We start from the raw sequence: 10416 nt of genomic DNA on the forward strand, positions 1-10416 counted from the left end.
AAGCAGCCCGGCCGGCGTTTGAGGCCAAGGAGCCCGGCCGGCGTTTGAGGCCAAAAGCGGCCGCATGTCGGCCAAGTGCAACGTATTCGGCCACGACCCCGTAGGGACCACGCATGACCCACAGCCACCGTTCCGCCTTGGGTATGACGGCGCAGACGCCGTTTTGGCTGGATCGGCCCGAGCATCCTGCGCCGTTGCCGCGGCTGATCGGTGATACCACCACCGATCTGGCCGTGGTCGGTGGTGGGTACACCGGGCTGTGGACCGCGCTCATCGCCAAGCAGCGTGATCCCGGCCGCGATGTGCTGGTCCTCGAACAGGGCACCTGCGGGCACGCCGCCAGCGGGCGCAACGGTGGGTTCTGCTCGCCCAGCCTCACCCACGGCCTGGCCAACGGGCTGCAGCGCTGGCCGGACGAGATCGACACCCTGCAACGCCTCGGCGCGCAGAACCTGGACGCGTTCGAACGTGACCTCGACACGCACGGCATCGAGTGCGGCTTCGCCCGCACCGGCAAGGTCGCGGTCGCTGCCACCCCGTGGCAGACCGAGGCGTTGCGCGCGTCCGTTCCCGTGGCGAATCGGCATGGTGAGAAGGCCGAGTTTTTGGCAGGGGACGCCCTCCGTGACTACATCGACTCGCCGCTGTGGTCGGCGGGCGTATGGCAGCCGGACTACGCACTCCTGGACCCCGCCCAACTGGTGTGGGGGCTGCGCCGCGCGTGCCTGGACGCCGGGGTGCGGATCGTCGAGCGGACCGAGGTCACCGCGCTCGACACCAAGCCCGCCGATCGGGTCCGGCTGACCACGGCGTATGGCGTGGTCGCCGCCCGGCGGGTGGCGCTGGCCACCAACGTCTTCCCGCCGCTGCTGCGCCGACTCGGGCTGAGCATGATCCCGGTGTACGACTACGCGCTCACCACCGAGCCGCTGACGGACGATCAGCTCGCCGAGATCGGCTGGACCGGGGAGCACGGCGTCACCGACGCGGGCAACCAGTTCCACTACGTGCGCAAGACCGCCGACAACCGCATCCTGTGGGGCGGTTACGACGCCATCTACCACTTCGGCAGCCGGGTCGACGAGGCGCTGACCCAGCGTCCGGAGACATTCGACGTGCTGGCCGAGCAGTTCGCCGCGACCTTCCCGGCGCTGGCCGACGTCGCCTTCTCGCACGCGTGGGGCGGGGTGATCGACTCGACCACCCGGTTCTGCATGTTCGCCGGCACCGCCGCCGGCGGCCGGGTCGGCTACGCGCTCGGCTTCACCGGACTGGGCGTCGGGGCCACCAGGTTCGGCGCCGAGGTGGTGCTCGACCTGCTCGCCGGGACCCGGTCGGAGCGTACCGAGCTGGCCATGATCAAGCGCAAGCCGATCCCGTTCCCGCCCGAGCCCGCGCGCTGGGTCGGCATCCAGGCCACCCGCTGGTCGATGGCCCGCGAGGACGCGCACGGTGGTCGCAACGTGTGGCTGCGCACGCTGGACCGGCTCGGTCTGGGCTTCGACTCGTGAACCGGGCGGGTGGTGGTCCCGAAGGGCGGGCGGGACAGGGGAGGATGGCCACCGGAGAGCAGGACCAGGCAGACCCCGCGCCCGACCCGGCGCCGCAGCACATCCGGAGCAGCCGCATGACCCCTGTTGGGCCGCTGGACGACATCGACCGGCGCATCATCGCCATCCTGCAGGCCGACGGCCGGCGCGCCTACAAGCAGATCGCCGAGGACCTGGGCATCCCGGCGTCCTCGGTGCGCTACCGGGTGCAACGCCTGGAGGAGAGCGGGACGCTGCAGATCGTCGGCATCGCCAATCCGCTGACCATCGGCTTCGATCGGCTCGCGATGATCGGCATGCGGGTCCGGCCGGGCAGTGCCCGTGAGGTGTGCCGCGAACTGCGCGAACTGCCGGAGACCTCCTACGTGGTGATGGTCGCCGGCCAGTACGACGTGATGGTCGAGGTGATCTGCCGGGACACCGACCACTTCACCGATCTGCTCAATCGGCGGCTGCTGCTGATCGACGGGGTGCTGTCGACGGATTCGTTCTTCGTCCTGGAAGTGCACAAGCTCGCGTACGGCTGGGGCGTGGGTGGGGTCGAGTCCTCGCTGCTCGACTCGCCGGAGATACCGCCGGGTTCGGGCCTGGACCAGCGCGACAACCGCTGACCGCCGAGCTCAGGACGCGGCGGGGAGGCCGGCCAGCCAGCGGTCGGCGGCGCGGCGGGTGGTGAACACGTGTACCGCCGTGTCCGGGCCGGCATGCTCGGCGATCAACCGGCGCACGCGCGGTCGGACCGCGTGCCGATATGCGAGCACCGGGCGCAACACGCCCTGGTTGAGCCGGTCGTGGTCGCCCGGTTCGGGGTGCCGGCGGCGGGCCAGGATGCCGGTGACCGCGGCGGTCGGGTTCATGTCCAGGAACACCACGGTGTCCGCCGCGACCAGCCGGATCGCCAGCGTCGCGGCGTAGTTGCCCGCCAGGATCCAGCCCGGCCCGGCGACCAGAGCGCGTTGCGCGTCGGCGAACTCCTCGGCGGGGGCCGTCGATCGGTCCTCGCGGTGGTACAGGGTGTCCAGGTGGGTGACGGGCAGGCCGAGCCGGCTGCCGAGCGCGTCGGCCAATCCGGTCCGGCCGGTTTCGCCCACTCCGACGACGACGATCTTGTGCATGGTCTCGCAGCCTACGGAGGCGGCTTCGGCCGCGTGCGGGCATTACCGGGAATTTGCCACATATTGGGCCGAGATGGGTCAGGCCACCGCGGTGCCGGTGAGCCGGGTCGGGGTGATCCGGATGACGATCCGGACCGACTCCGGGGGCAGCGCCAGATATTCCTCGCCGGCGCCGGCGCCCTCGTACTTCTCGGCCAGGGCGACGGCGAGTTCGCGGTCCGTGTCGTCGGTGATCGTGGCGGTGCCGCGGATCTCGACGTAGACCTCGGGGTCGGCGGGATCGTAGACGGTCAGGCTCGCGCGCGGGTCGCGGCGCAGGTTGCGGTCCTTGAGTCGGCCGGCCTGGGACGAGATCAGCACGTCGTCACCGTCCCGGCCGACCCACACCACCGAGGTCTGCGGGCTGCCGTCCTTGTTGATCGTGGCCAACACGGCCGAGTGCGGCGCGTCGAGGAGCCTGCGGGCGGGGTCGTTGAGGGAGATCGAGGGAGCGGGAGTCGTCATGACCGGGATCCTACGACCGGGCCGCCGGGCGTGCTGGGTCGCACGAGGGTCTTGCCCAGTGGGCGGCCGGCGACCTGGGCGCGTAGTACGGCCGGGAGTTCGGGGAGGCCGATCTCGGCGGTGATCAGCCGTTCGACCGGCAGCTCGGGCAGTGCGGCCAGGGCGGCGGTGAAGTCGACGGGGGTGGTGCCGTAGCTGCCGGCCACGGTGACCGGACGCTCCGCCCAGGTGGTGTGGGCGGCCTGTTCGGCGCGCCGGATCAGGTCCAGATCGCAGGCCAGGCCCGGGAGTCGGTCGCCCGGCGCGGTGCCGCCGTAGAGCAGCGCCAGGCCGCCCGGGACCAGCACGCCCAGGGCTGCGGTCAGTACGTCCGGGCGGACGAAGCTGGTGGCCACCACGGCGGCGGCGAAGGCCGAGGCGGGCAGCGCCGCGATGGGGTGTACCTCGAAGCCCCGGGCGCGCAGGAACTCGGCCCGGTCCGGGCTGCGGTTGGCCAAGACGACGTCGGCGCCCGCCCGTTCGGCAAGGCGGGCGATCAGCAGGCCGGCCGCGCCCGCGCCGAGCACCACGATTCGCCTGCCGCGCAGCGGCCTACCGGCATGCCGGGTCAGCGCCGCGACACAGTGCTCGGCGCAGGCGAGCGGCTCGGCGAAGATCGCCTGGCGGGAGGGTAGTTCGGCCGGGATCCGGGGGAATGCGGTGATCAGCAGGGCGGCCGGCCCGGCGGCGTACATCTCGGTCGCGAAGCCGGTGGTGCGAGCCAGTGGCACGTTGGGGTCGAGCGCCACCCGGGCGCCGGTGGGCAGCGCCCGGGGGAGCGTGGACTCGCGGACCACGCCCACGAGTTCGTGGCCGAACTGACTCGGGCCCGGCCGCTCGCGGGCCACCTCCTTGAGGTCCGAGCGGCACACCCCGGCCAGGTCGACCCGGATCCGGACCCGATGTTCGCCCGCCGGGCAGTGCGGCCGTTCGCGGCGCAACAGCGGGCCGTCCGGGCCCAGTTCGACCCTCACCGGACGGGGTCCGGGCGGGCGACCGGCAGCGCCGCCAACGCCTCCCCGAACCGGTCCGCGATCAGGTGCGCGTCGGCCGGGGTCAGGATCAGTGGCGGGCGCAGCTCGATCACATTGCCCAGGCCGTGCTCGGACACCCGGGTCAGCACGCCCCGCTCGTGCAGGCCGCGCTGGAACGCACCGGCCAGCTCGGGCGCTTTGCCGCCGTCCGGGCGGACCACTTCGACGCCCAGCATCAGGCCCGGCCCGCGCACGTCGCCGAGCATCGGATACTCACGCTGGAGGTCCCGCAGGCGCTCGGTCAGGATCGCGCCGACCCGGCGCACATTGGGCAGGAAGTCCGGCCGGCGGACGATCTCCAACGTCTTGACCGCCGCCGCGGCGGCCAGGTTGTGACCGCCGTAGGTGAAGCCGTGCAGCGAGCGGTCCCAGTCGGCCATCCGCTCCTCGGTCAAAATCGCGGCGAGCGGCAGACCGCTGCCGGTCAGCCCCTTCGAGACGGTCATCATGTGCGGCACGACGCCGAAGTGGTCGGCCGCGAACATCTCCCCGGTGCGCCCGAACGCGGTCTGGATCTCGTCGAAGATCAGCACGATCCCGTGCTCGTCGCACAGTTGCCGAAGGGCCGGGAAATACCCGGGCGGTGGCACGATGTTGCCGCCCATCCCACTGATCGGCTCGATCAGGACACACGCGACGCTCCCGGAACTGGCGTAGGTGATGAAGTCCTCGATCCGGCTCACGCACAACATGCCGCAGGTGTCCGGGGTCTGTCGGTAGAAACAGCGGAAGCAGTACGCATCGGGCACGTGCAACGCGCCGACCCCCGAGGCCGGGAACGGTGCCCGCATCCGGCTGCTGCCGTTGTATCCGGTGGCCGCGATGGTCTGGCCGACATGACCCCGAAAGGGCACGATCACATCGCGCCGCCCGGTGTGGAGCTGGGCGATCTTGATCGCACCCTCGTTCGCGGTCGAGCCGCCGCTGCTGCGCAGGTTCACCCGGGTGAGGCCGGCCGGCGCCAGGTCGACCAGGTCGCGCATCAGCCGGTCGGTGGGTTCGGTGCGGAACGACGAGGCGGCGAACACCAGTTCCTCGGTCTGCGCGCGCACGGCCGCCATCACCTCGGGGTGGTTGTGCCCGAGGACCAGGTTGAACGTCCCGGACACGCAGTCCAGGTATTCCCGGCCGGCGGCGTCCCACGTGCGGATCCCCTCGCCGCGCACCAACACCGTGTCGCCCAACCGGTATTGCGCGACCTGTGCGACCTGCGCCGGGTCCGGCGCCGCCGACTCAGGCATCGCGGTGATCCGCGTCCAGCCGCTCCAACTGGGTGCGTACCCACGCCTCCAGGGTCCATGGCTCGGCCACCTTGCGCCGCCGTTCGGCCGCCGCCGCGCGCTCCGGGGCGGTCGCGGTCAGCGCGGCGACCAGCGCCTCGGCCTGCTCGACCAGGTCGAACGGGTTGACCGTGCGGCAGACCGGGCCGAGGATCTCGGCCGCGCCGCACATCTCGGACAGGATCACGTCCGCGTCGCGCTCGTTGACCAGGGGGGCCTCGAACGTGCTCAGATTCTGGCCGTCCACGGTCGAGTTGAAGATCAGTACATCGGCCCGGCGGAAGCAGCCGATGGTGTGCTCGACCTCGTTGTCGCAGTGCACCCGCACGGTGTCCGGGCCCAGTTCGGCGTTCGCCTCGGCGATCGCGTAGTCCACCCGCCGGGTGTAGTCCGCGTTCGCCTCGACGTAGAGCCGGTTCGGATTCATCCGGATCAACAGCCGCGAGCCGCGCACCCGCGGATCCGAACGGTGGGCCAACACGAAGGCCCGCACCGCACGTTCGGCGTTCTTCATCGGATCGGTCCGGCCGCTGTGCACGACCAGCGGGGCATCGCCGACCCACTCGGCGATCCCGTCCGGGAGGCGCGGGTGGTCCGCCTCCAGGGCGAGGGGGCTGTAGCCGAGCGGCATCGTCCGCACCCCGGTCCGCCGGCCCCGCCAGTGCACGACGCCCGCATCCCGGTCCACCTCGGCGTCGGGGATCAGATCCGCCACGCAGTCCAGGAAGTTGCGGCACCAGCGCTCGGCGAAGAAGCCGATCGTGGTCGCGGGCAACATGCCTTCGAGCAGGCCGACCCGCATCGCCTTGGGCAGGATCCGCCAGTAGTCGGCGGACGGCCACGGGATGTGCACGAACAGCAGGATCGGCGCGTTCGCCCGGACCGCGCGCAACCGGGCCGGTACGCCGACGAGTTGGTAGTCGTGGACCAGGTAGACCGGGTCCGCGACATCGGCCGAGTCGGCGAGCAGCGCGCCGGCGAAGTCCTCGGTGAATTCGGCGAATCGGTCGAGCGCGGCATGGGTCTCGGGGCCGAAGGTCGGCGTCGTCCACCGGTCCCAGCCGTAGTTGTTCGCCGCCCACATCAGCTGCGCGGTGAGGAAGTTCTGCACCACCTCGAAGGTCTCACGGTCGTGTCGGAGCAGTCTGACCCGGATGTCGCGGCCCGAACGCAGCCGCAGCTCCAGGCCATCCGGGTTTTCCCGGGCCGCCCGGTGGTCGTCGTCGGTGTCGGCGCTGGCGATCCAGGTCACGTCCAGGACCCCCGCCTGCTCGGCGACCACATTGCCGGTGCCGCCCGGTGCGAGCCACGGCCGCAGCGCCCCACTGTCCGGATCGGGGGCGAAGCTGACGGCGGCGCGCTTGCTGGCCAGGAACAGATGACGGTCCATCAGGGCTGGTCCCTTCCGAGGATCGCTGAAGCGTCGAGGATGGCTGAGGCGTCGAGGACGGCTGAGGTGCCGGGAACGGCTGAGGTGCCGGGAACGGCTGAAGTGTCCGCAACGGTGGAAGTGTCGAGGGTGGCCGGGGTGCCGACCGCGCCGATCAGCGCGGTGTCGGCGGCGAATACGTCGATCGGGGCCAGGCCGCGCAACTCGGGCAGGTGCGCGGCGCGTTCGCTGCGCAGGCAGGCGTTGCGCGGGCGGCACGCGTACGCGGTGTCCCCCTGCGGAACGGCGGTCACCAGCGCGGGATCCACGCCGTAGCCCGCCGCGATGTGCCGGGCCCACTGCACCCGGGAGAGCCGGCGCGGCCCGCCCAGGTGCACGACGCCGGTGTGCGGCGAGTCGAGCAGCGCGGTGGTCCAGGCGGCCACGTCGTCGATCAACACCGGCGTGTTCCAATGCCCGTCCGGCACCGCGACCGGGGCGCCCGCGCCCAGGCGTTCGGCGCAGGTGGTGAAGAAGTTGGGCCGCAATCCGGTCCGATCCCAGCCGTAGACCAGGCTGACCCGCAGGACGAGTGCGTCGGTCCCGGCCAGATAGGCGGCCTCGGCGGCGAGTTTGGCCCGGCCGTAGGCGTTGGCGGGCGCGGTCGGATCGGATTCGGTACAGCTGTCCGCGTTGCCGGGGAACACGTTGTCCGTGGAGATCAACACGGCCCGCGCGGTACGACCGGCGAGAGCGGCCACCACGTGTCGGGCGCCGGCGGCGTGTACCCCGGCCGCGCCCGCCGGATCGGCCTCGCACCACGTGATGTCCGAGGGGCCGTGCGCGGCCACCACCGCGTCGGGGCGGACCGCGTCGACGACGGTGCGGACTTGGCCCGGATCGGCCACGTCGACCGGGAGCCAGCGCAGCCCCCGGGTCTCCGGCGTGCCGGGCCTGCGGCGCGAGCCGAGTACGACGCCGTGGCCGAGGCGGGTCAGCCGGGTGCCGACGTGGCCGGCTATGTACCCCGATCCGAATACCAGGACCCGGGTCATCGGGGAACTCCCTTCTCGTGCGGGGTGGTCGGGCCGCTCGGGTGGTGCGGGTGGTGCGGCCGGTCCGGGGTGTCCCGGTCGGGGGGTGGGCCGGGGCGGTCGGTGGGGCGGTCGGTGGGGCGTTCGCCGGCCGGGAGCAGGCGGAGTGCCTGACTGCCCGTCATGACCATTACCCCGCACAGCGCGACGATGCCGAGGACGGTGCCCAGACCCAGGTGCCCGGCCAGGGTGCCGACCAGTGGCGGGGCGCCCAGGAAGCCGGCGTAGGACACCGTGGTGACGATCGAGATGGCCTGCGGACGCCGCGCCGGACCGACCACGCGGCCGGTCGCGGCGAGCAGCGTGGGCACCACCGGGGCCAGGCCGATGCCGGCGAGCGCGAAGCCGGCCACGGTGGTCGCGGTGGACCAGGCCGCCGCCGCGACGGCCAGGCCGAGGCCGCCGAGCGCGCCGCCGAGCACGATCAGCGTGCGGTCGCCGACCCGTTCGCCGCGCCACTGGGCGAGCAGCCGGCCGGTGGCCAGGCCCGCCATGTAGGCGGCCGGACCGCACGCGGCGAGGAAGGAGCCGGCGCCCAGGCCGGTGAGCTGGATGGCGCCCCACTGCTCGACGGTGTTCTCCATCAGCAGCACGGTGCCGCCGACGGCGCCGACCACGAGCAGCGCGACGAGCAGTCGGCGGCCGGCGCGCTCGGGCGTGGGTGAGGCGTGCTCCGGCTCCGGGTCCGCAGTCGGCTCCGGCGTCGGGTCCCGGTCGACGGCCGGGATCGCGCTGAGTCCGACCAGTACGGCGATCACCACCAGGATCGCCCGGGCGGACACGTCCAGTCGCAGCGCCAGGCCGACCGCCGGCGCGGCGAGCACCATGGCCAGCGGGGTGGCCGCCTGGACCCGGTGGAACAACCGCTCGCCGGTCCGGGCCTCGCGCGCGGCCGTACCGGCGTTCAGCGCCACCTCGATGGCACCGCTGGCCGCGCCGATCAGGAGCAGCGCGGCGGCGAACGACCAGCGTGCATCGGCCGCCGCGACCGCGAGCGTGCCGACCGCGAACCCGGCGGTCACCAATGGGAGGGTGCGCCGGCCGAGGCGCCGGGCGAGCGTCCCGGTACCGAGCATCGCGGGTACCGCTGCGACCGGGACGGCGAATAGCGCCAGGCCCAGTTGCCGGTCGTCCAGGCCGAGTTCGTCCTGGAGGGTGGGGATCAGCGCGGCCCAGCCGCCCCAGAACAGCCCCCAACTCGTCGCCGGGGCGACCAGCCCGAGGACACCGCCGCCGTGCCGCATCGACACTCCGTCCGTGATGGGTGACCGAGAGTGTCGTCCACCGTACTGCCCGACCACTACCCTCGGCCGGCTACCGGCACCGGTAGCGTGACCGGCGGAGTTCGATTTCGACTGACTGCGGAGGTTTTCGACTGTGGCGTACTGGGCGATCGACGCCGGCGGCACGCACACCACGGCCGTGGTGCTCGACTCGATCCGGTACACGCGCGGGTCGGTCAATCCGGCCTCGGCCGGCGCGGTGCCGGCCGAGCAGACGCTCGTGCAGTTGTTGTCGGAGATCGCCTCGGACCTGGGCGGGGCGCCGTCGGTCGGGTGGTTGGCGAGTTCGACGATCACCATGGACACCGCGCCGGAGGAATTGGACCGGCTGGCCGCGCTGGCGCGCGAACAGGGCCTGGTGGGGCGGTTGGTGATCTCCGGGGACGTACCGCCGCTGCTGCTTGCGCCGCCGCTGTCCGGGCGGGGCGTGGTGGTGGTGGCCGGCACGGGTTCGGCGTGTGTGGCGAGCGCGGGCGCGGATGCCGGGCCGCCCGTGGTGATCGGCGGGTGTGAGTATCTGGGCAGCGACCAGGGCAGCGCGTACGCGCTCGGCGAGGCGGGGTTGCGGGCGGCGGTGCGCGGGGTGGACGGGCGCGGGCGGCCGACCGTGTTGTTCGCCGAGCCGGGTCCGCGCGAACTCGCCCGCCGGCTGGCCGCCGAGCCGTTTCCGAAGGCCCCGGTGGCGGCGCTCGCGCCCGAGGTGTGCGCGGCCTGGCAGGCGGGCGACGCGGTGGCGGACGAGGTGGTCCGGGGCGCCCTGGACGACCTGGTCGCAGGTGTCCGGGCGGCACGGGACGCGGCCGGCCTGACCGGGGCCTGGCGGGCGGTGCTCAACGGCGGGGTGTTCCGGGGGTGTCCGGCGTACGCGGCCGAGTTGGCCGGGCGGATCGTCGACGAACTCGGCGCGGCCGAACCACCGACCGTACTGACCGATCCGGTCCGCGCGGTGTACGCCGCACTGTCGGCGAACGAGGGTTCACCGCCCAAGGGTTGGGCACATACCCGCAGCGTGTGACATCCCGATCCGCGGCCCAGCGAGGGGGAACGCCGATGGCGGAGGGACGACCGAACGAGCCGGGGGCGCCCGGCGGCGCGCGACGCGAGCGCAGGGCCCGGCGGGCCGGGCGCCCGACGTCGGCGAACGGAAA

At 72.9% G+C, this 10416-nt stretch carries 10 protein-coding genes; 3 read left to right on the forward strand and 7 right to left on the reverse strand.

Going from position 1 to position 10416, the window contains the following annotated elements:
* Positions 1 to 113: 113 nt before the first annotated feature.
* A complete protein-coding gene (locus tag ABIA38_RS25975) occupies positions 114 to 1511 on the forward strand; it encodes an NAD(P)/FAD-dependent oxidoreductase (RefSeq protein ID WP_424641230.1) in 1398 nt (465 codons plus the stop codon).
* A gap of 116 nt (positions 1512 to 1627) precedes the next feature.
* On the forward strand, positions 1628 to 2161 hold the full coding sequence (locus ABIA38_RS25980) for an Lrp/AsnC family transcriptional regulator (protein ID WP_424641231.1): 534 nt from the start codon (positions 1628 to 1630) through the stop codon (positions 2159 to 2161).
* Between the two features lie 9 nt (positions 2162 to 2170).
* Here ABIA38_RS25980 and ABIA38_RS25985 read toward each other — a convergent pair whose 3' ends face one another.
* The 7 genes from ABIA38_RS25985 to ABIA38_RS26015 form a co-directional block, all read right to left on the reverse strand.
* Complete coding sequence (locus ABIA38_RS25985; protein WP_424641232.1) at positions 2171 to 2665, reverse strand: topology modulation protein; 495 nt, start codon at positions 2663 to 2665, stop codon at positions 2171 to 2173.
* Between the two features lie 78 nt (positions 2666 to 2743).
* A complete protein-coding gene (locus tag ABIA38_RS25990; protein WP_424641233.1) occupies positions 2744 to 3169 on the reverse strand; it encodes a PPOX class F420-dependent oxidoreductase in 426 nt (141 codons plus the stop codon).
* Complete coding sequence (locus ABIA38_RS25995) at positions 3166 to 4182, reverse strand: alcohol dehydrogenase catalytic domain-containing protein (protein ID WP_424641234.1); 1017 nt, start codon at positions 4180 to 4182, stop codon at positions 3166 to 3168. The genes ABIA38_RS25990 and ABIA38_RS25995 overlap by 4 nt, the downstream gene beginning before the upstream one ends.
* Positions 4179 to 5483: an aspartate aminotransferase family protein gene (locus ABIA38_RS26000; RefSeq protein ID WP_424641235.1), complete on the reverse strand. Its 1305-nt coding sequence runs from the start codon at positions 5481 to 5483 to the stop codon at positions 4179 to 4181. The genes ABIA38_RS25995 and ABIA38_RS26000 overlap by 4 nt, the downstream gene beginning before the upstream one ends.
* Positions 5476 to 6912: a trehalose-6-phosphate synthase gene (locus ABIA38_RS26005; RefSeq protein ID WP_424641236.1), complete on the reverse strand. Its 1437-nt coding sequence runs from the start codon at positions 6910 to 6912 to the stop codon at positions 5476 to 5478. Before ABIA38_RS26005 ends, ABIA38_RS26000 begins: the two co-directional genes overlap by 8 nt.
* Complete coding sequence (locus ABIA38_RS26010) at positions 6912 to 7946, reverse strand: SDR family oxidoreductase (RefSeq protein WP_424641237.1); 1035 nt, start codon at positions 7944 to 7946, stop codon at positions 6912 to 6914. Before ABIA38_RS26010 ends, ABIA38_RS26005 begins: the two co-directional genes overlap by 1 nt.
* Positions 7943 to 9229: an MFS transporter gene (locus ABIA38_RS26015; RefSeq protein ID WP_424641238.1), complete on the reverse strand. Its 1287-nt coding sequence runs from the start codon at positions 9227 to 9229 to the stop codon at positions 7943 to 7945. The genes ABIA38_RS26010 and ABIA38_RS26015 overlap by 4 nt, the downstream gene beginning before the upstream one ends.
* A 133-nt stretch (positions 9230 to 9362) precedes the next feature.
* Between ABIA38_RS26015 and ABIA38_RS26020 the strand changes: the two genes are divergently transcribed.
* Complete coding sequence (locus ABIA38_RS26020) at positions 9363 to 10283, forward strand: BadF/BadG/BcrA/BcrD ATPase family protein (RefSeq protein WP_424641239.1); 921 nt, start codon at positions 9363 to 9365, stop codon at positions 10281 to 10283.
* The last annotated feature ends 133 nt before the right edge of the window (positions 10284 to 10416 follow it).

Origin of the sequence: Embleya sp. AB8 (assembly GCF_049739465.1) — a bacterium.
GTDB lineage: Bacteria > Actinomycetota > Actinomycetes > Streptomycetales > Streptomycetaceae > Embleya.

Coding starts and splice junctions, on each gene's coding strand:
- ABIA38_RS26005 (WP_424641236.1), bottom strand. CDS start 6,912: ATGGACCGTCATCTGTTCCTGGCCAGCAAGCGCGCCGCCGTCAGCTTC.
- ABIA38_RS26010 (WP_424641237.1), bottom strand. CDS start 7,946: ATGACCCGGGTCCTGGTATTCGGATCGGGGTACATAGCCGGCCACGTC.
- ABIA38_RS25985 (WP_424641232.1), bottom strand. CDS start 2,665: ATGCACAAGATCGTCGTCGTCGGAGTGGGCGAAACCGGCCGGACCGGA.
- ABIA38_RS25990 (WP_424641233.1), bottom strand. CDS start 3,169: ATGACGACTCCCGCTCCCTCGATCTCCCTCAACGACCCCGCCCGCAGG.
- ABIA38_RS25980 (WP_424641231.1), top strand. CDS start 1,628: ATGACCCCTGTTGGGCCGCTGGACGACATCGACCGGCGCATCATCGCC.
- ABIA38_RS26000 (WP_424641235.1), bottom strand. CDS start 5,483: ATGCCTGAGTCGGCGGCGCCGGACCCGGCGCAGGTCGCACAGGTCGCG.
- ABIA38_RS25975 (WP_424641230.1), top strand. CDS start 114: ATGACCCACAGCCACCGTTCCGCCTTGGGTATGACGGCGCAGACGCCG.
- ABIA38_RS26015 (WP_424641238.1), bottom strand. CDS start 9,229: ATGCGGCACGGCGGCGGTGTCCTCGGGCTGGTCGCCCCGGCGACGAGT.